General features: G+C 59.1%; 25 protein-coding genes. 7 read left to right on the top strand and 18 right to left on the bottom strand.

Annotation, left to right across the window (positions count from 1 at the left end):
* Positions 1-2: 2 nt before the first annotated feature.
* The gene (locus tag BLW11_RS04410; RefSeq protein ID WP_048361441.1) at positions 3-740 is read right to left on the bottom strand and encodes a gluconate 2-dehydrogenase subunit 3 family protein; all 738 of its coding nucleotides are present in this window, start codon (positions 738-740) and stop codon (positions 3-5) included.
* A 291-nt stretch (positions 741-1,031) separates the two neighbouring features.
* Between BLW11_RS04410 and BLW11_RS04405 the strand changes: the two genes are divergently transcribed.
* Positions 1,032-1,673 carry a dual specificity protein phosphatase family protein gene (locus BLW11_RS04405; protein ID WP_048361442.1) on the top strand — a complete coding sequence of 214 codons (642 nt, stop codon included), beginning with the start codon at positions 1,032-1,034 and terminating at the stop codon, positions 1,671-1,673.
* Positions 1,674-1,678: 5 nt separating this feature from the next.
* Here BLW11_RS04405 and BLW11_RS04400 read toward each other — a convergent pair whose 3' ends face one another.
* A complete protein-coding gene (locus tag BLW11_RS04400) occupies positions 1,679-3,688 on the bottom strand; it encodes a M3 family metallopeptidase (RefSeq protein WP_048361443.1) in 2,010 nt (669 codons plus the stop codon).
* Between the two features lie 309 nt (positions 3,689-3,997).
* Positions 3,998-5,053 carry an aminopeptidase gene (locus BLW11_RS04395; protein ID WP_048361444.1) on the bottom strand — a complete coding sequence of 352 codons (1,056 nt, stop codon included), beginning with the start codon at positions 5,051-5,053 and terminating at the stop codon, positions 3,998-4,000.
* 97 nt (positions 5,054-5,150) lie between these two features.
* On the opposite strand from BLW11_RS04395, the gene BLW11_RS04390 reads away from it, so the two are divergent.
* Positions 5,151-5,567: a PA0061/PA0062 family lipoprotein gene (locus BLW11_RS04390; RefSeq protein ID WP_048361445.1), complete on the top strand. Its 417-nt coding sequence runs from the start codon at positions 5,151-5,153 to the stop codon at positions 5,565-5,567.
* Here the strand turns inward: BLW11_RS04390 and BLW11_RS04385 are convergent.
* Both BLW11_RS04385 and BLW11_RS04380 read right to left on the bottom strand, forming a co-directional pair.
* On the bottom strand, positions 5,559-5,804 hold the full coding sequence (locus BLW11_RS04385; protein ID WP_048361446.1) for a DUF1161 domain-containing protein: 246 nt from the start codon (positions 5,802-5,804) through the stop codon (positions 5,559-5,561). The genes BLW11_RS04390 and BLW11_RS04385 overlap by 9 nt on opposite strands.
* A gap of 159 nt (positions 5,805-5,963) precedes the next feature.
* Positions 5,964-6,395, bottom strand: a complete 432-nt coding sequence (locus BLW11_RS04380; protein WP_048361447.1) for an OsmC family protein — start codon at positions 6,393-6,395, stop codon at positions 5,964-5,966.
* Between the two features lie 215 nt (positions 6,396-6,610).
* Here BLW11_RS04380 and BLW11_RS04375 point away from each other — a divergent pair, with 215 nt between their 5' ends.
* Positions 6,611-7,615: an LLM class flavin-dependent oxidoreductase gene (locus BLW11_RS04375; RefSeq protein ID WP_048361448.1), complete on the top strand. Its 1,005-nt coding sequence runs from the start codon at positions 6,611-6,613 to the stop codon at positions 7,613-7,615.
* A gap of 120 nt (positions 7,616-7,735) precedes the next feature.
* Here the strand turns inward: BLW11_RS04375 and BLW11_RS04370 are convergent, their stop codons facing one another.
* Complete coding sequence (locus tag BLW11_RS04370; RefSeq protein ID WP_048361449.1) at positions 7,736-7,960, bottom strand: DUF1161 domain-containing protein; 225 nt, start codon at positions 7,958-7,960, stop codon at positions 7,736-7,738.
* Positions 7,961-8,079: 119 nt separating this feature from the next.
* Positions 8,080-8,295 (bottom strand): dodecin, encoded by a 216-nt coding sequence (locus tag BLW11_RS04365; protein ID WP_048361450.1) that lies wholly within the window; start codon positions 8,293-8,295, stop codon positions 8,080-8,082.
* A 154-nt stretch (positions 8,296-8,449) separates the two neighbouring features.
* Here BLW11_RS04365 and BLW11_RS04360 point away from each other — a divergent pair, with 154 nt between their 5' ends.
* Positions 8,450-8,776, top strand: a complete 327-nt coding sequence (locus BLW11_RS04360; RefSeq protein WP_048361451.1) for an ElaB/YgaM/YqjD family protein — start codon at positions 8,450-8,452, stop codon at positions 8,774-8,776.
* Here the strand turns inward: BLW11_RS04360 and BLW11_RS04355 are convergent.
* On the bottom strand, positions 8,773-9,663 hold the full coding sequence (locus tag BLW11_RS04355) for a LysR family transcriptional regulator (protein WP_048361452.1): 891 nt from the start codon (positions 9,661-9,663) through the stop codon (positions 8,773-8,775). The genes BLW11_RS04360 and BLW11_RS04355 overlap by 4 nt on opposite strands.
* A gap of 112 nt (positions 9,664-9,775) precedes the next feature.
* Between BLW11_RS04355 and trpB the strand changes: the two genes are divergently transcribed.
* Together trpB and trpA are read left to right on the top strand one after the other, a co-directional pair.
* Positions 9,776-10,996, top strand: coding sequence for a tryptophan synthase subunit beta (trpB, locus tag BLW11_RS04350; RefSeq protein WP_048361453.1), 1,221 nt, complete (start codon positions 9,776-9,778; stop codon positions 10,994-10,996).
* The gene (gene trpA / locus BLW11_RS04345) at positions 10,996-11,802 is read left to right on the top strand and encodes a tryptophan synthase subunit alpha (RefSeq protein WP_048361454.1); all 807 of its coding nucleotides are present in this window, start codon (positions 10,996-10,998) and stop codon (positions 11,800-11,802) included. Before trpB ends, trpA begins: the two co-directional genes overlap by 1 nt.
* Positions 11,803-11,942: 140 nt before the next feature.
* Here the strand turns inward: trpA and epsC are convergent, their stop codons facing one another.
* The 7 genes from epsC to phoB all read right to left on the bottom strand — a co-directional run bounded on the left by epsC (position 11,943) and on the right by phoB (position 21,323).
* Complete coding sequence (epsC, locus tag BLW11_RS04340) at positions 11,943-12,869, bottom strand: serine O-acetyltransferase EpsC (RefSeq protein ID WP_048361455.1); 927 nt, start codon at positions 12,867-12,869, stop codon at positions 11,943-11,945.
* A gap of 95 nt (positions 12,870-12,964) precedes the next feature.
* The gene (locus BLW11_RS04335) at positions 12,965-14,341 is read right to left on the bottom strand and encodes a M16 family metallopeptidase (RefSeq protein WP_048361456.1); all 1,377 of its coding nucleotides are present in this window, start codon (positions 14,339-14,341) and stop codon (positions 12,965-12,967) included.
* A gap of 89 nt (positions 14,342-14,430) precedes the next feature.
* Positions 14,431-16,089 carry a Na/Pi cotransporter family protein gene (locus BLW11_RS04330; RefSeq protein WP_048361457.1) on the bottom strand — a complete coding sequence of 553 codons (1,659 nt, stop codon included), beginning with the start codon at positions 16,087-16,089 and terminating at the stop codon, positions 14,431-14,433.
* A 191-nt stretch (positions 16,090-16,280) separates the two neighbouring features.
* Positions 16,281-17,588: a CitMHS family transporter gene (locus BLW11_RS04325; RefSeq protein WP_048361458.1), complete on the bottom strand. Its 1,308-nt coding sequence runs from the start codon at positions 17,586-17,588 to the stop codon at positions 16,281-16,283.
* 235 nt (positions 17,589-17,823) lie between these two features.
* Entirely contained in the window at positions 17,824-19,164 is a 1,341-nt protein-coding gene (locus tag BLW11_RS04320; protein WP_048361459.1) for a hemolysin family protein, read from the bottom strand.
* Positions 19,165-19,263: 99 nt separating this feature from the next.
* On the bottom strand, positions 19,264-20,586 hold the full coding sequence (gene phoR, locus BLW11_RS04315; RefSeq protein ID WP_048361460.1) for a phosphate regulon sensor histidine kinase PhoR: 1,323 nt from the start codon (positions 20,584-20,586) through the stop codon (positions 19,264-19,266).
* 44 nt (positions 20,587-20,630) lie between these two features.
* A complete protein-coding gene (gene phoB / locus BLW11_RS04310; RefSeq protein WP_016782809.1) occupies positions 20,631-21,323 on the bottom strand; it encodes a phosphate regulon transcriptional regulator PhoB in 693 nt (230 codons plus the stop codon).
* A 152-nt stretch (positions 21,324-21,475) separates the two neighbouring features.
* On the opposite strand from phoB, the gene BLW11_RS04305 reads away from it, so the two are divergent.
* Positions 21,476-21,856, top strand: coding sequence for a COG4315 family predicted lipoprotein (locus tag BLW11_RS04305; RefSeq protein WP_048361461.1), 381 nt, complete (start codon positions 21,476-21,478; stop codon positions 21,854-21,856).
* Between the two features lie 72 nt (positions 21,857-21,928).
* Here the strand turns inward: BLW11_RS04305 and BLW11_RS04300 are convergent, their stop codons facing one another.
* Genes BLW11_RS04300 through BLW11_RS04290 form a run of 3 tightly spaced genes read right to left on the bottom strand, consistent with a single transcriptional unit; the run spans position 21,929 to position 24,875 of the window.
* On the bottom strand, positions 21,929-22,819 hold the full coding sequence (locus BLW11_RS04300; RefSeq protein WP_048361462.1) for an ABC transporter permease subunit: 891 nt from the start codon (positions 22,817-22,819) through the stop codon (positions 21,929-21,931).
* Positions 22,816-23,736: an ABC transporter permease subunit gene (locus tag BLW11_RS04295; protein ID WP_048362107.1), complete on the bottom strand. Its 921-nt coding sequence runs from the start codon at positions 23,734-23,736 to the stop codon at positions 22,816-22,818. Before BLW11_RS04295 ends, BLW11_RS04300 begins: the two co-directional genes overlap by 4 nt.
* Positions 23,733-24,875 (bottom strand): ABC transporter ATP-binding protein, encoded by a 1,143-nt coding sequence (locus tag BLW11_RS04290; RefSeq protein WP_048362174.1) that lies wholly within the window; start codon positions 24,873-24,875, stop codon positions 23,733-23,735. The genes BLW11_RS04295 and BLW11_RS04290 overlap by 4 nt, the downstream gene beginning before the upstream one ends.
* Positions 24,876-24,917: the final 42 nt, after the last annotated feature.

Genomic DNA, 24,917 nt, shown 5'->3' with positions numbered 1-24,917 from the left:
GCTCAAGCCCTCTCGCCGCGGATGGATACTGCCGGGAAGGGGTACTGTTCGTTGCGTTCAACCCAGTCCATAAAATCTGCGCGCGCGCCAGGGAAGCCGATCATGGTCCAGCCGACCATGCCTTTGTTGCCACCGTGAATCGGGTCGCAAAAGAAGCCTTCCTTGGTGTTTTGCAGCAAAAAGCTGAAAAACATCTTGGCCGGGACGTTCTCGAATTTAGGCGTGCCTGCTTCCAGTTTTTTCAGCACTTCGTCTCGGGTAGCGCTGTCTAGCCCAGCAAACGTTGAGTTATAGGCTTTTTTGCAGAACTCCTCCGTGGCAGCGATGCCCAGACGATAGATCTGTTTTGGCACCAGTTTGCTCTGCCAGCCCATCTCAGGCGGCGCGTCGGCATTGAACGGACCTTGCATGAACCACAGCGCGCCACTGGCGTAAGGCGTGTTCATCTGGCGGTCGATATATTCCGGGACGCCTGCTTCCAGGGCGCCGGGGCCTTGCTCGTCTGCCGGGATAAGGCGCGCCACCGCAGCGTTCACGAATGCCCACTCTTCGGCGGTGAAGTAAGTGGGTTCATACGCTGTGGCAGGGGTCGGCGTGCGCTTGGCAGGTTCGGGCGCGGCAGCCGCAGGCGTGGCCATCAGCACAGAACCACCGAGGCCGGTGCTGGCCACAGTGACCACTGGGATCAGGGTCAGGGTTTTGCGCAAAAACTCACGCCGGGGATTGTCTTGCTCAGACATGCGGGGGGCACCTCATCAGGCAGTAACGGATTACAGCCGCTCATTGGCAGCTTTCGTTTTGGCAGCGGAACAGGTCGAACGAACCGAAAGGAACAGGACGCGCAGCAAACATTAGTTACAAATTCTAACAGGCCTTTCCGTCAGGTGAATCGTTTCATGCGTAATTTTGCCGCACCGTCGACGAGTACTGGGCGATCACACATTTTTGACAACTGACTCACAGAGTTTTGATTCGGTTTCGCTCAAGCTGGCGACTTATCCCTCAACCCAACTCAATACGGTCGAACTGACATGCCGAGATCCCGCATCTTTCCTGCTTTGTGCCTGACGTTGCTTGCTCTGTTTACGTTGCCACAGGCCCAGGCGGATGAAGCGTCTGCATCTCGCCCCGCGCAGTGGGCTCAGCCTGTCGCGACGCAGTACAACCTGTACCAGATGTCACCGACCCTCTACCGCAGCGCGTTGCCGGACAGCGCAGCGCAACCGTTGCTGGAGAAGCTCCACATCGCCACCGTGATCAACTTTTTGCCTGAGGCTGACAGTTCCTGGCTGAAGACGCCCGGCGTCACCCAGGTTCAGTTGCCTTACCGCACCAATCACGTAGACGACGCTGATGTGCTGGCCGCATTGCGCGCCATCCAGACGGCTCAGGCCAAGGGTCCGGTATTGATGCACTGCAAACACGGCTCGGACCGCACAGGCTTGATGTCGGCGATGTACCGCGTGGTCATCGAGGACTGGAGCAAGGAAGACGCGCTCAAGGAAATGACCCAAGGCGGCTTTGGTGAAAGCTCACACCACAAGGATGGCGTGAGCTACATGATGAAGGCGGACATCCCGCAGTTGCGTGCAGCCTTGAGCAGCGGCGCCTGCAGCACCAGCGCGCTGGCCTCGTGTGCGGTCATGAACTGGTTCAAACCCGCCAAGTCCTGAGGCGGTCAGAAACCTTCGGGCGGTTTGCCCATGAACATCTCGAAGGACTCCAGCAGCGGGCGCTCTGCGCCCGGTGTGTAAAACGCCTCACGAAATGCCTGGCCAGTGTCTGCGTTGAAAACGCCATCGTGTTCGAACCGTTCAAACACTTGCCGGGCCAGGCTTTGGGACCATTGGTAGGCGTAATACCCGGCGTCATAGCCCGTCACCATATAGTCGAACGCCTGTGCAAACCGGTCAGTCTCTGGCCAGGTCAGCGGTTGTACCTCCTTCCTCGTACTGACCAGAACCTCTTGTACGCTGCGACCATCGCCATAGGTTCGGTGCAGCTCAAAATCAAACAGTGAACGCATCAACTCATCGGCCGTTCTGAGCCCAGAGGCGACTTTTCTGGCGTCCAGAATCTGATCAATCTGCTCGCTGCTCAGCCCTTCGTCTGTCTTATAGTGGCGAGCAATCCAGAGCAGACTCTCCCTCGACCAGCACCATTCTTCCAGCATCTTGCCCGCGAACTCGCTGGCATCAATCCCCAGGCCCCTGATACCCGACAGCTCGCGCAGCGAACTGCGTGTGAGGACTTGTTGCAAGCAGTGCCCGAATTCATGAAAAAGCATGCTCAGTTGCAAATGACTGAGCATGGACGGCGCATCGGCGCCGGGAGCGCCAAAGTTGCCATGAAAGATCGCCACCGGCAGCGTGACCCGACCTTGGGCATCGACCCGGCGGTTGCGGGCGGGCTGTGTCCAGCAACCGTCCATTTTGGGGGCGCGCCAATAGGGGTCGACAAAGATATGCCCCAGCAGGCTTTCACCCTCCCGGACTTCAAACAACTGAACGTCGGGATGCCAGCTACTGAAGTTTTTTTGCTTGATCAGGCGTACGCCGAACAGTTGTTGCACCACCAAAACCAAGCCTTCCAGCACGCGATTGAACGGGAAGTAAGCGCTCAATTCAGCCTCGGATATATCAGACTGACGGGCACCCATCATTTGCGCCAAATAGGCGTAGTCCCACGCGCCAAGGTCGGTGTAGCCCAGTAATGCGGCCGCATCACGGAGTACCTGGGCCTGACTGTCGAGCAGAGGTTTTTCGCTGGCAATACGCGATTTTATAAAGCTCAAAACCTGCGCCGTCGACGTTGCCATCTTGGTTTGCAGGCTGTATTGCGCATGACTTTCGTAGCCCAACAGGGCTGCTCTCTGCTGGCGCAACTCCAGCAACTGCTCAAGTACCGGGCCGTTGTCATACTCAAGGGCCTTCGGTCCCTGATCCGAGGCACGGGTGCTGTAAGCGGTGAACAACTCCTGGCGTAATGCCCGATTTTCACTTTGGCTGATGACGTCGGTATAAACGGCCTCTTCTTCAAGAGTCAGCAACCAGCCATCACGCCCGGAAGCCTTGGCCCGCAGTGCCAGCTTTCTTTTGAGGTGGGCACTCAGTCCGGCTAAGTGGCTTTCGTCGGTGATGTGCTTTTCCCAGCCACTGTTGGCGGCCTGTACGTTGTCCAGGAAGACCCCTTCAAGCCCACCGATCATGTCATTGAGCGTGGTGAGCGCCTTCATGTCAGCGGCAGGCAAGTTCACGCCTGCGATACGCCAGTCATTGAGTTTTTTGGCCAGCAACGTTTTCCGGGGCGCACTGAATTGCCCCGCAGCCTCGCTGTTGGCGAGGGTCTGATACGCCTGGAACAGGGGCACACTCTGTCTCACTTCGGAGTACCACGCGCTGATTTCCAGGCGGCACGCACCGACGGCGGCATGCCATTGTGCGGGTCTTGGCAATTGACCCAAGGTCTCGAGCACATCGCCCGCTTCGTCCAGCCGAGCCTGCAGTTCATCCATCGCCAGCACTAACCCGTCCCAGGTGGGGTTCAAAGACTGGCTGGCAATGATGTCCGCCATGGCCTTGCGGTTGCCGGTGACTATCTGAAGGATGGCCGGCTGCAGGTGCTCAAGCCAGATGTCCTCATACGGCACGAGATCATGGGACTGTAAAAGTGGATTGCGATCGCTCAAGTTCAAACCTCCTGTCTGTTGCGTCGTGGCGAATCGCGCCAGACGACGCGGGAGCACAGACTAAAAGTCGGGTTGAGGACCTATGTCATACCGGGGTACCGCACACACCTGGCCATGTGCGTTTAAAGGCGAGGTGATTTCGACCGCCACGGGGTAAGCCCTACAGCTCGCATAAGGCATCAGACAGAGCAGATGCAGTAATCACTGACCATCAATAAAGCTTATTCACACGCCCTCACGGTGCATGGGGGAACGCACCGTCATATTTCAGGATCAGTTGTGTGTGCAGCATTTTCACACCTGACACCGTCAGACAGGCGGCGGTGTCGCCCATTGCTGCAAGGCCGCCTTGCGCTGCGCCATTGGCAGTTTGCCCAACTGCTCAACCTGACCATAAAACACCTGCCAATCACCGCCCGAGTGCTTGAACAGCGCAGCAAAGGCAGGCACCCATTGATCGTAAAGACCGAAGGGCAAGAGTTTGGCGTTATTCATCGGCGCATTGATCCATGCATCAAATCGGTTATTCCCTGCCCATTGCTGATCACGCAGCTGACGGTAATCGCGGCGCATTCGGTCGAATTGCGCAGCTTTGCGCTGACGCATCTCCTGAGCCGGCAAAGGCTGCGCATAGAGTTTCTGCAGGCGCTGGCGAGTGTCGAGCACCAGTGCGGTGAATTGATCGCGTTGCTGCAGGCTGTTGGCGCTGGACGGTGGCAGGCCTTGCCTGGCGCGCCATTGGCGGGTGCCTTCCTGTTCGACGAAGCTGGCAAAAGACTCGTTGAATTCGCTGTCGTCTTTCACATAAAAACGCTGATGCGCCAACTCGTGAAAAATCAGCGTGGCCAGGCGCTCATCGCCCCAGGTGAGCATGCTGTTGAGGATCGGGTCGTCAAACCAGCCCAGCGTCGAGTAGGCCTCAACCCCGCTGACCAGTACGTCTTTGCCTTGCTGACGTTGCAGGGCCGCTTCGCCTCGCGCTGCACCCTGGCTGTAATAGCCGCGGTAGGCCACGCACCCGGCAATCGGAAAACAATGAGTGACGGGGTTGAGGGAAAACTCTGGCGTGGCAAATACATTCCAAACCACATAAGGCCGTTTGAGGTCGACGTACAGGCGGTAGCTCCGGTTGTCCGGCAGGTGCAGGTGCTCACTGGCAAAGGTTCTGGCGGCCTGGGCCCGGGCCAGGTGTTCGCGCAAGGCTGACGGTTGCTGCGGGTCGGCAATCACTTTGGCTACCGGTTCGCGGGCTTGTAGCAGTTGCCGTTGGCCGTCGGCCAATTGCGCGTAATACGAAGCACTGGAACAGCCATTGATCAGCGGTATCAGGGCAATGGCAAGCAGGCAGCGAACACGCGGCGTCATAAAGCGATCCCGGCGGCAGAGTGGCGCAAGATTAGCCGTACGGGGGTTTGCATGCCATACAGCTATGCTTGTAGTTCAAACCTTTGTGGAATTAGCCATGCGCACGTTTATGCTTTTGCTGACGGCCTGCCTGCTGAGCGCTTGCGTCAGTACACCCTTGCCCGAGCCGGATCCGAAAATGGCCTGGGTCGACCTTGAAACACAAACCGGCAAGCTGGTGATGGCCGAGCGTCTGGATAACCAGCGCATGCCTGACGGCCGCTATTTTCAAGTCACACCCGGCCGGCATGAGTTGATGGTGCGTTTCGATTTCGAGATCTTTGTCGGCGGCATGGGCATGTTCAGCGATCCGCAAGAGCGCCTGTGCTATGTCACCCTTGATTACGATGACTTCCAGCCCGGCCAGCGTTACAGGCTCCAGGCGCGCTCGCTGGGCTTCAACGCCTACGCCCGACTGTACAACGCAGCGGGCAAGGTGGTGGCCGAGGAGCGGCAGGTCAATTGCTTACCGTGACGCCTGGCGATCGTTGTTCTGATAGATGATTTTTTTGCTGCCGTATTCGCACGACCCGACCACCATGTTCTCGTCATGGACTTCTTCATTGGTCACGATTTCAATCGTGTAGGACGACACATTGTTGGCCTGGATCTTGGCCTCGATTTCATCCTTCAGTTCTTCACACGGCTTGGGGGCTGCCAGCGCCGAGGTGGCCATGGCGCAACAGATAACCGCTAGAGCAAAACGTTTCATGGTGAGACTCCCTTGAGGCAGTACGCAAAGTCATGATCTGACGCCAGTGGCGTGCATTCGATCACATTTGCCACAGCACAAGACTGATCTGTCGCAGCCAGGGTCAAACTGTTCGGGCCAACGCCGCCTCGCTTGCGACAAGCGGGGCGGCGTACAGGGTCAGCTCACCAACGTGGCATCGAGGGTGATTTTGGCGTTCAGCACCTTGGACACCGGACAGCCTTCTTTGGCCTTGGTGGTCAGTTCGTCGAATTGCGCCTGGGTTGCTCCGGGCACCTTGGCTTTAAGCACCAGGTGCACGGCGGTAATCGCAAAGCCGCCGTCCACCTGGTCCAGCGTCACTTCAGCGCTGGTATCGATGCTGTCAGCCTTGAGCCCGGCATCGCCGAGGATCATCGACAGCGCCATCGAAAAGCAGCCTGCATGGGCTGCGCCAATCAGTTCTTCGGGGTTGGTGCCCTTGCCGCCTTCAAATCGCGCCTTGAAACCATACGGCGCTTCGCGCAGTACCCCGGTTTCCGTGGAAATGGAGCCGATGCCGGTTTTAAGGTCGCCTGCCCAATGAGCCGATGCTTTCTTTTTAATACTCATGCGTGCCTCCTGAAGAACGGCGCGAAGGTTTCACGCCATGACTAAGGTTGTGAGGGTAGTCGGCTTCACAAAGTTCACATTGTCAGACCAGTCGTCTTTTTTAGTAGCTCAATTCCCCGCCTGCCATTGAAACTCGGGTATATGCCCATATTGCTGTAATCACTGGCGGGCCAAGCGAGCGCTTGAGCCTGCACCCCACTTGGAGTAGCCGGCTGATGAAACGACTGTCTGACATCAAATTCTCGACCCTCGACCTGGTACCTGTGCGTGAAAATGGCAGCGCTGCCCAGTCGTTGCGCAATTCGCTGGACTTGGCACAGCACGTAGAAAAGTTCGGCTACAACCGTTTCTGGGTTGCTGAGCACCACAACATGGACGGCATCGCCAGCTCGGCGACCTCGGTATTGATCGGTTATCTGGCCGGTGGCACCTCGACCATTCGTGTGGGTTCGGGCGGTGTAATGCTGCCCAACCATGCGCCGCTGGTGATCGCCGAGCAGTTCGGCACCCTCGAAAGCCTGTACCCGGGGCGTATCGATCTGGGCCTTGGCCGTGCGCCGGGTTCCGACCAAATGACCGCCCGTGCCCTGCGCCGCGAACGTTCGGGCAGTGCGGATGAGTTCCCTGAGGACGTGGCCGAGTTGATGCGTTACCTGGGGCCACGTACCCCGGATCAACGGATTATCGCCATGCCGGGTACCGGGACCAACGTACCGGTGTGGTTGCTGGGCTCCAGCCTGTTCAGCGCACAACTGGCGGGGGAGCTTGGTTTGCCTTACGCCTTTGCCTCGCATTTCGCACCCCGCCTTATGCACGAAGCGATTCGCGTGTACCGCAATCACTTCAAACCGTCGGCAACTCTCGACAAACCCTACGTGATGCTCGGCATTCCGCTGGTAGCAGCGGATACCGATGAGCAGGCCGAGTATCTGGCCACCTCGGTTCAGCAACGGATTCTGGCGTTGATGCGCGGGCAAAGCCTGGTGCAGCGCCCACCGGTCGATTCGATGAACGGCCTGTGGCTGCCCCACGAAAAAGAGGCGGTGATGAGTTTCCTGGGCCTGGCGATGGTTGGCAGCCCGCAGAAAATCAAGGCTCAGCTGGATGTGCTGGTCGAGCAGACCCAGGCCGATGAACTGATCTTTACCTGTGATTTGTATGAGCACGCTGACCGCATTCGCTCGTATGAGTTGCTGTCACAGGTAATGAAAGAGGCCTAACGCAAAAACAAATGTGGGAGCGGGCCTGATCGCGATGGCATCGACGCGGTTCAATTGAAACACCGCGCCGTCTGGCATCGCGAGCAGGCTCGCTCCCACCGTTTTTGCTACGCGCAAGACTTAGCCGCGTTTGTAGATGATTTCCTTGGTACCGCCTTCGCAGGTACCCACTACTTTACCGTCAGCCGAAGAGCCTTTTTCCACGGCTGTCAGCGAATAATGCTTGGCGCCATTGGCCTCAATCTTCGCGGCAATTTCACCCTTTAGCTCTTCGCAAGGCTTGCCCGCGGCAAACGCCGTTCCTGCCAGACTCAGCAAACCTACAGCCAATAAAATCTTTTTCATCGGATACATTCCCCGGTCAAAACAAAAAGGGTGCAATGCGCATGTGCCGCATTGCACCCAGACGGTGTAGCGGACTTTATGGCAAACGGCCAGTCCGCGGGTCAAAAGCTTGAGTCAGATCAACTGCTGGCAATCCGAAAGCCAATCTTGAGCGTTACCTGATAGTGGGCCACCTTGCCGTCCTTGATATGCCCACGCGTGTCGATCACCTCGAACCACTCCATATGTTTGATGCTTTTATTGGCCTCAGCCAGTGCATTACTGATGGCGTCTTCTATGCTGCTCGGGGACGAGCCTACCAATTCGACTTTCTTGTAGGTGTGATGGTCAGACATAACGTTCTCCTTTGTCGTAAATCAAAGCCTAGCAGCGATTGTGCTAAATACTTTGTAGGCAATTTGAACGGGAAAGTTCAGGCCAACTGCACTTTCTGAAATCCCTGTAGTCCGACTTAACAAGCACCTCACTCATCAATGCAGGAGAGCCCTAATGGCTAGCAATTCCCTACGTAAAGCCTCATTGCAAAGCATGGAAGCAGAGATCGAGAGCCTGCTCAAGTCTCTGGAAAGCCTCAAGCACGACGCTTCCGACGAATCCAAAAAGACCCTGGGTGTCCTCAAGAACAATGCCGAGAACGCGCTCAAACACTCGCGCCATCTGCTCAGCGACGCCTATGAAGAAGTGAAGGACAAGACTCGCGAAACCGCTATCGCCACCCGCGAATACGCGCAAGAGCACCCGTACGCCACCGCTGGCGTTGCCATCGGCGCACTGGGCCTGCTGGCCGCATTTTTGTTGTGCAAACGCGGTAACTAATCGCGCGCAAGCTCAGCCTTGAGCCATTGCGCCAGTTGCCTGGCGCGCCCGTCTGCGGCGCGTTTGGGCAACCATAACGCCAGTTGTGCCGGGGTTTGCTTGAAACCCCATGGCGCAACCAGGCGTCCCGCCTTCAGGTCCTGTGCCACCAAAGGTTCAGGCGCAATCGCCACACCCAGCCCCGCGACGGCGGCTTCAAGCATGTAGTACAAATGCTCAAACCCCTGCCCGTATTTCAATTCCTTTGGCTCGATTGCGTTCTGCTGCGCCCAGCTTGGCCATGCCTGGGGCCGTGAGGTGGTATGCAGCAACGGTTCACCCGCCAGTGCGTTGGCAGGGGCATGACGCAGTTGCTCATAACGGGCATAGCGCGGGCTGACCACCGGACCAATGCGCTCGCTGGCCAACTCGTACACCTGCATATCGGCGGGCCACGGCGGCTCGGCAAATACCAGCAAGGCGTCTAGTCCGGGGCGACGCGGGTCAAGATCGCCTTCACCGGCGGACAAGTGCAAGCGCAGGTCCGGCAAATCAGCATTCAGTCGCCCCAAACGCGGGATAAACCAGCGCGCCAGCAAACTGCCCGAACAGCCGAGCACAAAAGGGGCATCGACCTGGCCTTTAGTGAGTTCTGCGCATAGATTTCGCAGCCGATCAAAGGCTTCGCTACTGGTGTCACGCAGACGGATACCGGCGTCCGTGAGCTTCAGACCGCGCCCTTCCTTGACGAACAGACTCACGCCCAGGTGCTCTTCAAGCACTTTTAGCTGACGACTGACCGCGCCGTGGGTGACGTTCAACTGCTCGGCAGCCTGGCTGACGCTGCCCAGGCGGGCGGTGGCTTCAAATGCGCGCAAGGCATTAAGGGGCGGGAGGTCGCGGCTCATGATATATGTGAGTTTTCCTGACAGGTTACGGCGATCTTATCGGTTTTCATCCTGGGCTGTCGCGGGTAAAGTCAGGCCATCGACCTTCGTAACTTTTTATCTGGAGCGTCACATGACTCAATCCACTTTGCGTACCGGCCCTGATGCCAATGGCCTGTTTGGCTCATTCGGCGGCCGTTACGTGGCTGAAACCCTGATGCCGCTGATCCTCGACCTGGATCGCGAGTACGAGCGGGCTAAAAAAGACCCTGAGTTCATCAAGGAACTGGCCTACTTCCAGCGCGATTACGTGGGCCGCCCGAGCCCGCTGTACTTCGCCGAGCGGCTCACCGAGTTCTGTGGCGGCGCCAAGATCTACCTCAAGCGCGAAGAGCTGAACCACACCGGCGCGCACAAGATCAACAACTGCATCGGCCAGATCCTGCTGGCACGGCGCATGGGCAAAAAACGCATCATCGCCGAGACCGGCGCCGGCATGCACGGCGTGGCCACCGCCACCGTGGCGGCCCGCTTTGGTCTGCAGTGCGTGATCTACATGGGCACCACCGACATCGAGCGCCAGCAGGCCAACGTGTTCCGCATGAAGCTGCTGGGCGCTGAAGTGATCCCGGTCGTTGCGGGCACCGGCACCCTGAAGGACGCGATGAACGAAGCCCTGCGCGACTGGGTGACCAACGTCGACGACACCTTCTACCTGATCGGTACCGTGGCTGGCCCACACCCGTACCCGGCGATGGTGCGCGACTTCCAGGCCGTGATCGGCAAGGAAACCCGCGACCAGATGCAAGCCCAGGAAGGCCGCCTGCCGGACAGCCTGGTGGCGTGCATCGGCGGGGGCTCCAACGCGATGGGCCTGTTCCACCCGTTTCTGGATGACACCAGCGTCGAAATCATCGGCGTGGAAGCCGCGGGCTACGGCATCGAAACCGGCAAGCATGCGGCAAGCCTCAATGGCGGCGAGCCGGGCGTGCTGCACGGCAACCGCACCTTCCTGCTGCAGGACGACGATGGCCAGATCATCGACGCCCACTCGATTTCTGCCGGTCTTGATTACCCCGGCATCGGCCCTGAGCACGCGTGGTTGCACGACATCGGCCGCGTCGAATACACCTCGGTGACCGACAACGAAGCCCTGGAGGCATTCCATAAATGCTGCCGCCTTGAAGGCATTATCCCGGCCCTTGAAACCGCCCACGCGCTGGCCGAAGTTTTCAAGCGCGCACCTACCCTGCCGGCCGATCACCTGATGGTGGTCAACCTGTCCGGGCGAGGCGACAAAGACATGCAAACCGTGATGCACCACATGGAAAACTCCCAGCAGGAGAAACACTGATGAGCCGCCTGCAAACGCGTTTTAACGAACTCAAGGAACAAAACCGCGCAGCGCTGGTGACCTTCGTCACCGCCGGTGACCCGGATTACGCCACCTCGCTGGCGATCCTCAAGGGTTTGCCTGCAGCGGGTGCCGACGTGATCGAGCTGGGCATGCCCTTCACCGACCCAATGGCCGACGGCCCGGCGATTCAGCTGGCCAACATCCGTGCGCTGGCGGCCAAGCAGAACCTGGCGAAAACCCTGCAAATGGTTCGCGAGTTCCGTGAAGGCAACAGCGATACGCCGCTGGTGCTGATGGGCTACTTCAACCCGATCCACCACTACGGTGTGCCCGCGTTTGTGGCCGAGGCCAAAGCGGCCGGCGTAGACGGCCTGATCGTGGTCGACATGCCACCTGAGCACAACAGCGAGCTGTGTGACCCGGCACAGGCCGCCGGCCTGGACTTTATCCGCCTGACCACGCCGACCACGGACGATGTGCGCTTGCCGACCGTATTGGCGGGCAGCTCGGGATTTGTGTACTACGTGTCGGTGGCAGGCGTGACCGGCGCAGGTTCCGCGACCACCGAGCAAGTGAGCGCGGCCATTGAGCGCCTGCGTCGCCATACCGACTTGCCGATCAGCGTGGGCTTCGGCATTCGCACCCCTGAGCAGGCGGCCGCGATTGCCCGTTTGGCGGATGGCGTGGTGGTCGGTTCGGCACTGATCGACAAGATCGAAAATGCCGCGACCCCTGAACAGGCGGTGGATGGCGTGCTGAGCTTGTGCGCTGCACTGGCAGAAGGCGTGCGCAACGCTCGCTAGGTCAAGAGCGCCCTCACCCTAACCCTCTCCCAAAGAGAGGGGGACTGATTGGGGGATGCCATCCATCTGCGTCACACCACAAATCGGCTCCCTCTCCCTTTGGGAGAGGGCTGGGGTGAGGGCAAAAGGCCTATACCGTCTTACTTCTGCGTACCGTCATCGTGCAGCAAGTTGGCCTGGGTCAGGTTGCAGCCCGCCGGCACACTGCGGGTCAGCCACACGTTGCCGCCAATGGTCGAGCCCTGACCAATGGTAATACGGCCCAGAATCGTAGCCCCGGCATAGATCACCACGTCATCCTCAACAATCGGATGGCGCGGATGACCTTTTTGCAGCTGGCCCGACTCGTCCGCCGGGAAGCGCTTGGCCCCCAGGGTCACTGCCTGATAGATCCTCACACGTTCGCCGATGATCGCGGTTTCTCCGATCACAACACCCGTCCCGTGGTCGATAAAGAAGCTGCGGCCAATCTGCGCGCCCGGGTGAATATCAATGCCGGTGGCCGAGTGCGCAATCTCTGAACTGATCCGCGCCAGCAACGGCAACCCGGCGCGGTACAGGTGATGCGCCAGACGGTGGTGAATCACCGCCAGAATCCCCGGATAGCACAACAGCACTTCATCCACACTGCGCGCCGCCGGGTCGCCGTGGTAGGCGGCCAGTACGTCGGTGTCCAGGACAGTGCGCAGGCCCGGCAACGCCAGGGCGAAATCCTGAATCAGCAAGGTGGCCGTGTCGCTGACGCCATCATCAGGCTGGCCGCTCTGGCGCGCCGCATAGCGCAACTCCAGCTTGGCCTGGGCCAACAAGGCATTAAGCGCTACGTCGAGGGTGTGGCCGACGTAAAAGTCTTCACTCTCTTCACGCAAATCCACCGGGCCCAGGCGCATTGGAAACAATGCACCGCAGAGGGCTTCAAGAATATCGGCCATCGCGGCACGCGACGGCAGCTCGCGGCCCCCCTGCTCACCACTGACACGCCCGTTTTGCGTGCGCCACTGGTTTCGCGCCGTGCGCAGTTGGCAGACGATGGCCTGCAATTGCCAAGGATTGGAACGATCACTCACGATGAATACTCCGCACGCTGGCGGCTGGTTTAACCAGCCGCGAATTGGCAATGATTTTACGGTATCAAAGAGTTTCTGAGTGGAGCAATGAGCGCTTAACGTCGACGCCAGATGCGCCAGCCCACAGCGGTGATGATCAGCAACGCCAGCCCGCCCAGGATGGCCATGCTCAAGCCGTGGTAACTGAACAGTGGCTTCTCGATGCGCACATACCCGGGCTCGGCAAACAACTCGCGCATCGCCATGTTGGCCTGCTCAAGGCTGATGGCCTGGAGCTGCCTCGCGGGATCGGTGAAGTGGCCCTCGTCATAGTCACCCAGCGAGGCCCAGTAGTAATCGGCCAGGGCGCTGTTGCCTTGCACTGTCCACGCCTTGCGGGCAATGGCAGTGTTCTTGAGCCGGGCAAACATTTGGGGGTCCAGCCCGTCCTTGAGCAATCGGGCCTTGAGTTGTTCAACAACCTGCCGGGCCTGAGGCAACTGATCGCGCTCAAGGTCCGCATTGAGGCTTAAAAAGCTCACGCCGCCGAACACCTCGCGCTCAGCCCATGGCCCGTAAGACAAGCCGTGCTTGAGCCGCAGCTCGCTGTACAGCGCCCACTCCAGATAATCGCGAAGCAGGTTCCAGGTTTCATCGGACTGACCCTCAATCACCGGCTCCGGCAACAGCCAGTGCAGGGTCGCGCTATCACCGACGACGCCGCGCACCAGTTCGCGCTCGGCGTCGGCCTTGGCATCGATTTCGGCCAAGGGCCGGTGTTCGCTGGGCTCGACCGGCTCGAGAGCACCGTAGGTGCGCTCCAGGTAGGCCGGCAGCAGCCGGTCAAGGTCGCCGACGATAATCAGCGTCATGTTGTTGGGCGCGTACCAGTTCTGGCGCACGGTCTCTAACTGCTGACGCGTGAGGTCATGCACCTCGGCCCGCTCGGCGCATTTGAGACCCAGCTCAACCGCCAGCTGATTGCTGGCACTGTGACCCAGATCCTGACGGTCCAGCCACCGCTGCAAATGCGAATAGTGGCCGCCGTCTTCGCGCTCAACCACTTGCTTGGCGTCGCTGATACGTTGCTCGGTGAGTTGCGTATGGGTGATCAGCCCCAGGAGCAAGTCGAGGATCTTGCGCTGGTTTTTGGCCGGGGCTTCGATCACAAAGGTGGTGTCGGCGCTGCTGGTAAAGGCGTTCCACTCGCCACCCAGGGCTTGCATGCGCTCCTCCAGGCCACCTTCGCCGGTATCGTCAGTGCCACTGAACAGCAAGTGTTCCAGCAGGTGCGGCAATTGCTGATCGGCACACGTGAAGTCGTCCAGCCCCACGCCGACCACGAGGCGAATGGCCACGTGCCCGCGATCATTGCCGGGTTTGAGGATCAGTTGCAGACCATTGGGCAGTTGGTAGCCCTCGACGCTGTAACGATCAAGGGCAAAACCCTGACCTGCACCAAGCAGCAAACAGATGAGCAGCAGGCAACGCATAAACCATCCCTGAATATTTGAGTCCGTGTTGAAGCAGTGGTGCAGCTTAGCCGCTGCTTTACGACTGACAACAGGCCCGAGGGCAACGTTCAAGGAAAATGCTGGGTATCCGCGGCGGCATCCACCTCCAGCGCACCGATTTCAGAGGTTTCCAGCACCACGTAAGCACTGCCGCAAAACAGCGAGTTCAAGCGCCTCATATCAGCAATCAGCTCCAGGTGCATGGAACTGGTCTCGATACTTTGCGTGATTTTACGCTGCAGACGACTTACATGAGCGTGGGCCAAACGTCGCTCCTGGGCGCGGAAGCGGCGCTTCTCGCGCAGCAGTTGGCGTGCACTTTGCGGGTCTGAATTCAGGAAGACGGTGAGCCCAAGCCGCAGGTTGTCGATCAAGTGAGTATGCAGACCCACCAGTTCTTCCAGCCCTGTCTCTGAGAACGATCGGCGCTGCGAGGTTTTCTGTTGTTGCACTTTGCGCAGCATGCGTTCGATCACGTCACTGGCGAGTTTGAGGTTGATCGCCAGCTCGATGATTTCTGCCCAGCGCCGGCTGTCCTGCTCGCTCAAATCCTCCCGTGGCATCTGTGCCAGGTAGAGTTTGACCGCGCTGTACAACACCTCGACTTCATCGCTCAGGGTGCGCATTTCCTGGGTCACGGCCGTTTGCTTGCCGCGCAGTACGTCGAGCATATTGACCAACATGGTGTCGATCAGGTCGCCAATGCGCAGGGTTTCACGTACCGCATTGGTCAGTGCCAGGCTGGGCGTGTCCAGTGCGGTCGGGTCCAGATGGCGCGGCTTCACCACGCCGTTGGCCTGCTCGCGTTCGGGCAGCAACCAGGCGCAAATGCGGGCCATCACGCCTACCGTCGGCAACATCAGGAAGCAGCGAACCGTGTTGTAGAGCAGGTGAAAACCGATCACCAACTCCTGGGCGCTGTAGCTCAGGCTGTCCATCCAGGCCACCAGCGGATTGAGCACGGGCATGATCAGCAACAGACCAATCAGCTTGTACAGCAGGCTACCCAGTGCCACCTGACGCCCGGCGGCGTTTTGCATATTGGTACTCAGGAACGCCAGCACGCCGCTGCCAATATTGGCGCCAATCACCAGACCGATTGCCACGTGCAGGCTGATCACGCCCGCGCCGGCCAATGTTGCGGTCAGCAGCACGGCGGCCAGGCTTGAGTAGGAGATCATTGCGAACAGGGCGCCGACCAGGGCATCCAGCAGGATGTCGCCGGTCAACGAGGCGAAGATCACCTTCACGCCCTGGGCATGGGTGATGGGTGCCGCGGCTTCGACGATCAGTTGCAGCGCCAGAATAATCAGGCCCAGACCAATCCCGACCCGGCCCAGTTGCCCGGCGCGGGTTTGCTTGCGGGTCAGAAAGAAAATCACACCCAGAAAAATCAGCAGCGGCGACAGCCACGAGAGGTCGAACGTCAGTACCCGGGCCATCAAGGCCGTACCGACATCGGCGCCGAGCATGGTCGCCAGCGCGGGGGTCAGCGCCATCAGCCCCTGACCGACAAAGGAAGTCACCAGCATGGCTGTGGCGTTGCTGCTTTGCACCATGGCGGTGACCACGATCCCGGCGACAAAGGCAAACATGCGTCTGGATACGTTTTGCCCGATGACATGGCGCAGGTTTGTGCCGTAGACCCGCAGAATGCCGGTTCGGACGATGTGTGTGCCCCAGATCAGCAAGGCCACAGCAGAAAGCAAATTGAGCAGGGTCAGCATGCTGGCTCCCTGTGATGGATGTTTCTAAGGATCAGATAGCTACGAGCCGTTCCTACAGATGTTTCTTAAGATGTAGTCGGGAATTGAGCAGAGCGCCAGCATCGCATAGCGGGGGGAAGGTTGAAACATTTGTAAACACGACACCCCCGTAGCAGCCTTCGTTCCTTGGCAGCTGCTACGGGATTGCAGTGTTAAAGCGTGCTGAACAGCGGGAATGTCCCCAGAAGCAGCGCCGCAACCATGATGACCAGGCACACCAGAATGGCCCACTTGAGGGTGAAACGCTGGTGATCGCCAAACTCGATACCGGCCAGAGCCACCAGCAAGTAAGTCGATGGCACCAACGGGCTCAGCAAATGCACTGGCTGGCCAACAATCGAGGCGCGGGCCATTTCGGCGGCCGTGATGCCGTAGTGGCTGGCCGCTTCGGCCAGTACCGGCAATACGCCGTAGTAGAACGCATCGTTGGACATAAAGAAGGTAAACGGCATGCTCACCAGCGCGGTTATCACGGCCAGATAAGGCCCGAGCGCAGGTGGAATCACAGCCAGCAGGCTTTTTGACATGGCGTCGACCATGCCGGTGCCCGACAGGATGCCGGTAAAAATACCCGCGGCAAAAATCAGTCCGACCACTGCCAATACGCTGCCGGCATGGGCGGCGACGCGGTCTTTTTGCTGTTGCAGGCACGGGTAGTTAACGATCATCGCAATGCTGAACGCGACCATGAACAGCACGGGCAAAGGCAGTAGCCCGGCAATCAACGCGATCATCAGCACCAGCGTCAGCGCGCCGTTGAACCAGATCAGTTTCGGCCGGCGGGCATCAGGGTACTGCGAGACGCTGATTTCGCTGTGATCGATTTCATCACCCAGCAGGTGCAACTCGCCCAGACGCGCACGCTCACGTTTGCCATAGAACCAGGCGATGGCCAGGATGGCGACGCAGCCTGCAAGCATGGCCGGGATCATCGGTACAAAGATGTCCGAAGGGTCGACATGCAGCGCACTGGCAGCACGTGCGGTCGGGCCACCCCAGGGCGTCATGTTCATCACGCCACCGGCCAGAATGATCAGCCCGGCCATGATCCGCGGGCTCATGCCGATGCGGCTGTAGAGCGGCAACATGGCGGCTACGCAAATCATGTAAGTGGTCGCGCCGTCGCCATCCAGGGATACCACCAGCGCCAGCACCGCGGTGCCTACCGAGATCTTGAGCGGGTCGCCCTTGACCAGTTTGAGGATCTTGCGCACCGCCGGGTCGAACAGGCCGGAGTCGATCATCAGGGCGAAGTAGAGGATGGCGAACATCAGCATCACCCCGGTCGGGGCCAGCTTGGTGATGCCTTCAAGCATCATCGGGCCGATCTTCGGCGCAAAACCACCGAACACCGCAAACAGGATGGGCACCAGGATCAGAGCGATCAGCGCGGACAGGCGCTTGGTCATGATCAGGTACATGAAGGTAATGACCATGGCGAAGCCAAGGAAGGTCAGCATAAAAGTCACCGTTGTTATTGTTGTTTGGTTGGCGCTGACAGCATGTGGGGGGTGCTGTTCAGGCCGGCCGGTCTATTGCCGGAGATGACGGGATGCTAGAGGGGAATACTTTCAGCCAGCTTTCGCCGGTAAAAAATCTTACTGAAGGGAGTGAAACTCTGTTGCGGGTCAAGGCGGCCCTGTGGGAGCGAGCAGGCTCGCTCCCACGGTTTGAATCGCCTTCTCTGTACGGGCTTTAATCCAGCTTAAGCACTTTGGCCAACACGATTTTCGGGCCCTTCATCTTTTTGATGATGATGCGCAGGCCTTCGACTTCCAGCTGTTCTTCTTCGGCAGGTACCCGCTTGAGGGTGTCGTAGATCAGGCCTGCGACGGTTTCAGCTTCGATGTGGTCCAGGTCCACACCCAGCAGGCGCTCGATCTTGAACAGCGGCGTATCACCGCGTACCAGCAGTTTGCCGGGCTGATAAGACAGGATGCCGCGCTCGGCCTTGCGGTGTTCGTCCTGAATGTCGCCCACCAGCACTTCCAGCACGTCTTCCATGGTCAGGTAGCCAACGACCTTGCCGTCAGCCTCTTCGACCAGGGCAAAGTGGGCACCGCCCTTGCGGAACTGCTCAAGCAATTGCGACAGCGGCATGTGGCGCGAAACGCGCTCCAGTGGCCGGGTCAGCTCTTCAAGGTTGAAGGTCTCGGGCAAGTGATCAAGGTCGGCCAGTTCGAGCAGCAGGTCCTTGATGTGCAGCAAGCCGACGAAGGTGTTGGTGTCTGCGTCGTAGACCGGATAGCGGCTGAATTTGTGGCGACGGAACAGTGCCAGGATTTCCTTGAGCGGGGCCTTGGAATCCAGGGTCACCAGGTCTTCGCGGGAGTTGGCCCAGTCGACCACTTCCAGCTCGCCCATTTCGACGGCCGAAGCCAGCACACGCATGCCCTGGTCACTCGGGTCCTGACCACGGCTTGAGTGCAGGATCAGTTTGAGTTCTTCGCGGCTATAGGCGTGATCGTGATGCGCGCCGGGCTCACCTTGACCAGCAATACGCAAGATGGCGTTAGCGCTGGCGTTGAGCAGGTAAATGGCCGGGTACATGGCCCAGTAAAAGAGGTACAGCGGCACGGCGGTCCACAGCGACAGAGTCTCTGGCTTGCGAATGGCCCACGATTTCGGGGCCAGCTCGCCGACCACGATGTGCAGGTACGAAATGATGAAGAAGGCCGTAAAGAACGATACACCCTTGATCACTTCAGGCGACTCGACACCGATCGCACCCAGCAGCGGCTCAAGGATGTGCGCGAAGGCCGGCTCACCGACCCAGCCCAGGCCCAGCGAGGCCAGGGTGATACCCAACTGGCACGCCGACAGGTAAGCGTCGAGCTGGTTGTGAACGGTGCGCAGGATCTGTCCGCGCCAGCCGTTGTCCTCGGCAATCGCTTCGACCCGGGTCGAACGCAGTTTGACCATGGCAAATTCGGCCGCAACGAAGAAGCCGTTGAGCAAAACCAGGATCAGAGCAAAAAGAATCATGCCGAAGTCGGCGAAGAGTGTGGCGAGGGTAAAGCCTGGGGAAGGGTCCATGATGGAGTTTTAAGGGTTCCGTCGTTTCAAATAGGGGGAAAGGGTCAAGCAATGTAGCGGCTGACGTGGCCCTTGCCTAGTGGGAAAAGGCCGCAGGGCCTAGTCGACCAGCGTCCTGGGCTGCGATTTTGTCACCTGAGCGGGCGCAAAATGGCAGGTAAACGTGCTGCCGTGGCCCAGCACGCTGCTGATCTCCAGACGCGCACGATGACGCAACAATACATGCTTGACGATGGCCAGCCCCAGCCCGGTGCCGCCCGTGTTGGCGTTGCGGCTGGAGTCCACCCTGTAGAAACGCTCCGTCAGGCGCGACAGGTGCTTGTTGTCGATACCCACGCCCGAGTCCTGGACGCTCAGGTGCGCGCCCGCCTTGTCCGCCCACCAGCGGATGTGGACCTTGCCGCCATCCGGGGTGTACTTGACCGCGTTAAACACCAGATTGGAAAACGCGCTGCGCAGTTCGGCCTCACTGCCTTTGAGCGAGACCTGCGGCTCGACCTCCAGTGTGATCGTCTGGTTACGCTGCCCGGACAACGCCTGGCCGTCGCTTTTGATCGAGCGCAGCAACGCGTCGATGTCCACCGGCTGGTTGTCCGAGGGGTAGTCCGTGGCTTCAAGCTTGGCCAGCAGCAGCAAGTCGTTGAGCAAGGTTTGCATGCGCTCGCCCTGTTGCTGCATTTGCGACAGAGGGCGTTTCCAACGCGGGTTCACGTCGTCGACGTTATCGAGCAGGGTTTCCAGATAACCGCAGATCACCGTCAACGGTGTGCGCAGCTCATGGGACACGTTGGCGATAAAGTCTTTGCGCATCTGCTCCAGCTGATGAATCCGGGTGACGTCGCGCACCAGCATCAGGTGTTCGTTGTTGCCGTAGCGAGTGATGTAGAGCTGGATGTGCAGGTGGTCGTTGACCGGTGAAGGGATATCCAGCGGCTCGGCGTAGCTGCCTTGCTCGAAATATTCTTTGAAGCGCGGGTGGCGTACCAGGTTGCTGACGGGCTGGCCGCTGTCCTGAGGTGTCTTGAGCCCCAGCAACGTTTCGGCGGCGCGGTTCCACCATTCCAGGTTGCCGTCGCTGTCGAGCATCACCACGGCGTCCTTGAGGGCAGCCGTAGACTCCTGGACCCGATCGATCACCGCTTGCAGGCGGCCACGGACCCGCTGATCGCGGCGTTGCAGGTGGTAGATACTGTCAAACACTTCGCCCCACAGGCCGTAGCCATCGGGGGGCGCTTCGTCGGGCTTATGCTGGCGCAGCCATTGGTGCAGGCGCAGCAACTGCTTGAGGGTCCAGCCCAGATAAAACGCCAGACCAATGGCCAGGCTCCAGCCGTAATAGCCACTGAGCAGCCCGACCACCAGGCAGCCGGTGACCAGAAGCAACAAATGACGAATCAGAGTGCCATGCCAGTTTTGATTCACGTCGCGCGGGTCCTTGCTTGCCGTTGGATCAGATAAAGCCGGTATCAGGCCTTGGTCGAAAATCGGTAACCGGTGCCACGCACGGTTTGTACCAGATTTTCATAGGCCTCACCGAGGGCTTTGCGCAGTCGGCGGATGTGCACGTCCACGGTGCGCTCTTCCACGTACACATTGCCGCCCCAAACCTGGTCGAGCAATTGGCCGCGGGTGTAGGCGCGTTCCTGGTGGGTCATGAAGAATTGCAGCAGGCGGTATTCGGTGGGGCCCATTTCGGCGGGGGTGCCGTCGATGGTTACGCGGTGGCTGATGGGGTCGAGCAGCAAGCCGCCGATTTCGATCGGCGATTCAGCATCGGCCGGGCCTGCGCGGCGCAGTACGGCCTTGAGGCGGGCAACCAGTTCACGCGGGGAAAACGGCTTGGTGATGTAATCATCCGCGCCGACTTCCAGCCCCTGGATCTTGTTGTCCTCTTCACCCTTGGCCGTGAGCATGATGATCGGGATATCGCTGGTCAGCTCTTCGCGCTTGAGGCGACGGGCCAGCTCGATGCCCGAAGTGCCGCCGGGCAGCATCCAGTCGAGCAGGATCAGGTCCGGCTTACGGTCCACGATGATGGCATGGGCGTCCTGAGCATTATCGGCTTCAAGGCAGTCGTAGCCTGCCATTTCCAAGGCCACGGCGATCATTTCACGAATCGGCGCCTCGTCATCAACGATCAAAATGCTCCTGCCAACCATGCCGTTCCCCTCATGTCATTAAACTGTCTTGTGGCGCATTAGATAACGGAATTATTGCAGTCGTGTGACAGCTTTGGGGATGGAGCGCGCGCTAGCGGTTGGTGAACTACGCTTTGAGTGCAAATCGTACAACCACAATGAGGACGATTCCGATGACTTATAGCTCGTTTTCCCTAAAGACATTGCTGTTAGCTGCAGCCTTTACCTTGCCAGGTCTGGCGTTTGCGGCTGATCCGGCGATGACCAAGGATGGCATGCTCGTCGACCACAAAGGCATGACGCTCTACACCTTCGCCAAGGATGCGGGCGGCAAATCGATGTGCAATGACAAGTGCGCAGCCAACTGGCCACCACTGGCCGCAGAGAGTATGGCAAAGGACATGGGCAAGTGGACCGCCATCAAGCGCGATGACGGCCATATGCAATGGGCCTATGACGGCAAGCCGCTGTATACCTTTGTCATGGACAAGAAGGCCGGTGACATGATCGGCGACGGCAAAATGGACGGCGCGTGGAAAGTGGCCAAGCCTTAGGCCCTTTTAAAAAGACCATAAAAAAACCTCGCCTCCCTTTCACGGGAGGCGAGGTTTTTTATGGCGCTGGTTTTAAGCCGCGTTTGTCGATTGCGGACGACGCACGTCAGGCTGTTTCCAGGAGTCGGCAGTCGCTTCGTCGATGGCTTGCTGGATCGCCTTTTTGCGGTGCTCTTCAGCACGGCGGCTGAAGAACCACACCATGAAGGTCACCAGCGATACCGCCAGCAGAATCAGGCTGGCCACGGCGTTGATTTCGGGTTTAACCCCCAGACGCACCGCCGAGAACACTTCCATCGGCAAGGTCGTGGAGCCCGGACCGGACACGAAGCTGGCCAATACCAGGTCATCGAGTGACAGGGCAAAGGACATCATGGCGCCCGCTGCCAGAGACGGCGCGATCATCGGGATGGTGATCAAAAAGAACACCTTCCACGGCTTGGCACCCAGGTCCATGGCCGCTTCTTCGATCGACAGGTCCAGCTCACGCAAGCGGGATGACACCACCACGGCCACATAGGCCGAGCAGAACGTGGTGTGGGCGATCCAGATCGTGACGATGCCACGCTCTTGCGGCCAGCCGATCATCTGCGCCATGGCCACGAACAGCAGCAACAGCGACAGACCGGTGATCACTTCCGGCATTACCAGCGGCGCAGTCACCAGGCCGCCAAACAGCGTGCGGCCCTTGAACTGGCTGATACGGGTCAGCACGAATGCCGCCAGCGTACCCAGTGCAACCGCTGCAATCGCCGTGTAGAAGGCGATTTCAATGGAACGCATCACCGACCCCATCAACTGGGTGTTGTCCAGCAGGCCCACGTACCACTTCAGCGACCAGCCGCCCCATACCGTCACCAGCTTGGAGGCGTTGAACGAGTAGATCACCAGGATCAGCATCGGCAGGTAGATGAACAACAACCCCGCGACCAGCATAAAACTAGAGAAACGGATGCGATTCATATCTTGCCCTCCAGCTCTTTAGCCTGGCTGCGGTTGAACAGAATGATGGGCACGATCAGGATCGCCAGCATGACGACAGCCAGCGCGGACGCTACGGGCCAGTCACGGTTGTTGAAGAACTCTTGCCACAACACTTTACCGATCATCAGGGTTTCCGGGCCGCCCAGCAGTTCCGGAATCACGAACTCGCCCACCACCGGGATAAACACCAGCATGCAGCCGGCGATAATGCCGTTTTTCGATAACGGGACAGTGATTTTCCAGAAGCTGTTGAACGTGCTAGAACCCAGGTCTGACGCGGCTTCCAGCAGGCTGGTGTCGTGTTTCACAAGGTTGGCGTACAGCGGCAGGATCATGAACGGCAGGTACGAATACACAATACCGATATACACCGCGATGTTGGTGTTGAGGATCTGCAACGGTTCGCTAATCCAGCCCATCGACATCAAGAAGCCATTGAGCAGGCCGTTGTTGCTGAGGATGCCCATCCACGCGTAAACGCGGATCAGGATCGCGGTCCAGGTCGGCATCATGATCAGCAGCACCAGCACGGTCTGCATTTCTTTGCGCGCATTGGCGATGGCGTAAGCCATCGGATAACCGATCAGCAGGCACAACGCCGTGCTGAAAAAGGCCATCTTCAACGAACCCAGATAGGCGGCGATATACAACTCATCGTCGCCCAACATGGCGTAGTTGCCCAGATTCAGCAGCAGCTGAATTTTTTGGTCAACGTAGCTGTAGATCTCGGTGTACGGCGGAATTGCGACGTCGGCTTCAGCAAAACTGATCTTCAGAACGATGAAGAAGGGCAGCATGAAGAACAGAAACAGCCACAGGAATGGAATCCCGATGACCATATGGCGGCCACCGGGGGTTATTCGTTGCAGTCGGCGCTTGAGCTTTCGCATGTTCATGAGCGCAGTACCACGCCGCTGTCGTCTTCCCACCACACGTAGACTTCATCGTCCCAGGTAGGGCGGGCGCCACGGCGTTCGGCGTTGGCCACGAACGACTGCACCAGCTTGCCGCTCGGCAGCTCGACGTAGAACACCGAGTGACCGCCCAGGTAGGCGATGTCATGCACCTTGCCGCGCGACCAGTTGTATTCGCAGGTCGGCTTCTCGGTGGTGACGAGCATTTTTTCCGGGCGGATTGCGTAGGTGGTGTGCTTGTCTTCCACCGAGGTGCTGACGCCGTGACCGACATAAATGTCGTTCTCCAGCTCCGGGCAGTTGATGCGCGCATAGCCTTCGGCGTCGTCGACCACTTCACCTTCGAACAGGTTGACGTTGCCGATGAACTCGCACACCAGACGGCTGACCGGGGTTTCGTAGATGTCGATCGGGCTGCCGATCTGGGCAATCCAGCCCTGGTGCATGATGGCAATGCGCTGGGCCATGGTCATGGCCTCTTCCTGGTCGTGGGTCACCATGACGCAGGTCACGCCAACGCGCTCGATGATCTCTACCAATTCGAGCTGCATTTGCGAACGCAGTTTTTTATCCAGAGCACCCATCGGCTCATCGAGCAGCAGCAGCTTTGGACGCTTGGCCAGCGAACGAGCCAGGGCCACACGCTGACGCTGACCACCGGACAACTGATGCGGCTTGCGCTTGGCGTACTGGCTCATGTGCACCAGCTTGAGCATCTCACCCACCCGGGCATCGATCTCGGCATTGGACATTTTGTCCTGCTTGAGGCCGAAGGCGATGTTCTGGGCCACGGTCATGTGCGGGAACAGGGCGTAGGACTGGAACATCATGTTGATAGGCCGCTCGTAGGGCGGCATGTCAGTGATGTCTACGCCATCGAGGAAAATACGGCCTTCTGTTGGGCGCTCGAAACCGGCGAGCATACGCAGCAAGGTAGATTTGCCCGATCCCGATCCGCCGAGCATGGCGAAAATTTCGCCTTTGTTGATTTCCAGGGACACATCGTCCACGGCAATCGTCTCGTCGAATTTTTTCGTGACCCGGTCGATTTTGACCAGCACCTGTTTAGGTGTCTGATCGCCCTCGAGGGCTTTCTTATAGGCGCCGGAGGCAACAGCCATTTACGAAACTCCCAACAAATTTAGCAGCCCGACCTAGATGGT

The organism is Pseudomonas deceptionensis, assembly GCF_900106095.1.
Lineage (GTDB): Bacteria > Pseudomonadota > Gammaproteobacteria > Pseudomonadales > Pseudomonadaceae > Aquipseudomonas > Aquipseudomonas deceptionensis.
Note: the sequence above shows the minus strand (reverse complement) of the source record. Positions and strands in the feature narration are given on the sequence as shown.

What these genes read in the sequence shown, in the direction of transcription:
- BLW11_RS04330 (WP_048361457.1), bottom strand. Translation starts at nt 16,089, where the DNA reads ATGCTGACCCTGCTCAATTTGCTTTCTGCTGTGGCCTTGCTGATCTGG.
- BLW11_RS04405 (WP_048361442.1), top strand. Translation starts at nt 1,032, where the DNA reads ATGCCGAGATCCCGCATCTTTCCTGCTTTGTGCCTGACGTTGCTTGCT.
- BLW11_RS04355 (WP_048361452.1), bottom strand. Translation starts at nt 9,663, where the DNA reads ATGAGCCGCGACCTCCCGCCCCTTAATGCCTTGCGCGCATTTGAAGCC.
- BLW11_RS04365 (WP_048361450.1), bottom strand. Translation starts at nt 8,295, where the DNA reads ATGTCTGACCATCACACCTACAAGAAAGTCGAATTGGTAGGCTCGTCC.
- BLW11_RS04295 (WP_048362107.1), bottom strand. Translation starts at nt 23,736, where the DNA reads ATGAACATGCGAAAGCTCAAGCGCCGACTGCAACGAATAACCCCCGGT.
- BLW11_RS04410 (WP_048361441.1), bottom strand. Translation starts at nt 740, where the DNA reads ATGTCTGAGCAAGACAATCCCCGGCGTGAGTTTTTGCGCAAAACCCTG.
- BLW11_RS04385 (WP_048361446.1), bottom strand. Translation starts at nt 5,804, where the DNA reads ATGAAACGTTTTGCTCTAGCGGTTATCTGTTGCGCCATGGCCACCTCG.
- BLW11_RS04360 (WP_048361451.1), top strand. Translation starts at nt 8,450, where the DNA reads ATGGCTAGCAATTCCCTACGTAAAGCCTCATTGCAAAGCATGGAAGCA.
- trpA (WP_048361454.1), top strand. Translation starts at nt 10,996, where the DNA reads ATGAGCCGCCTGCAAACGCGTTTTAACGAACTCAAGGAACAAAACCGC.
- BLW11_RS04375 (WP_048361448.1), top strand. Translation starts at nt 6,611, where the DNA reads ATGAAACGACTGTCTGACATCAAATTCTCGACCCTCGACCTGGTACCT.
- BLW11_RS04305 (WP_048361461.1), top strand. Translation starts at nt 21,476, where the DNA reads ATGACTTATAGCTCGTTTTCCCTAAAGACATTGCTGTTAGCTGCAGCC.
- BLW11_RS04325 (WP_048361458.1), bottom strand. Translation starts at nt 17,588, where the DNA reads ATGCTGACCTTCCTTGGCTTCGCCATGGTCATTACCTTCATGTACCTG.
- BLW11_RS04290 (WP_048362174.1), bottom strand. Translation starts at nt 24,875, where the DNA reads ATGGCTGTTGCCTCCGGCGCCTATAAGAAAGCCCTCGAGGGCGATCAG.
- BLW11_RS04320 (WP_048361459.1), bottom strand. Translation starts at nt 19,164, where the DNA reads ATGGACCCTTCCCCAGGCTTTACCCTCGCCACACTCTTCGCCGACTTC.
- phoB (WP_016782809.1), bottom strand. Translation starts at nt 21,323, where the DNA reads ATGGTTGGCAGGAGCATTTTGATCGTTGATGACGAGGCGCCGATTCGT.
- trpB (WP_048361453.1), top strand. Translation starts at nt 9,776, where the DNA reads ATGACTCAATCCACTTTGCGTACCGGCCCTGATGCCAATGGCCTGTTT.
- BLW11_RS04335 (WP_048361456.1), bottom strand. Translation starts at nt 14,341, where the DNA reads ATGCGTTGCCTGCTGCTCATCTGTTTGCTGCTTGGTGCAGGTCAGGGT.
- BLW11_RS04390 (WP_048361445.1), top strand. Translation starts at nt 5,151, where the DNA reads ATGCGCACGTTTATGCTTTTGCTGACGGCCTGCCTGCTGAGCGCTTGC.
- BLW11_RS04395 (WP_048361444.1), bottom strand. Translation starts at nt 5,053, where the DNA reads ATGACGCCGCGTGTTCGCTGCCTGCTTGCCATTGCCCTGATACCGCTG.
- BLW11_RS04300 (WP_048361462.1), bottom strand. Translation starts at nt 22,819, where the DNA reads ATGAATCGCATCCGTTTCTCTAGTTTTATGCTGGTCGCGGGGTTGTTG.
- BLW11_RS04370 (WP_048361449.1), bottom strand. Translation starts at nt 7,960, where the DNA reads ATGAAAAAGATTTTATTGGCTGTAGGTTTGCTGAGTCTGGCAGGAACG.
- BLW11_RS04380 (WP_048361447.1), bottom strand. Translation starts at nt 6,395, where the DNA reads ATGAGTATTAAAAAGAAAGCATCGGCTCATTGGGCAGGCGACCTTAAA.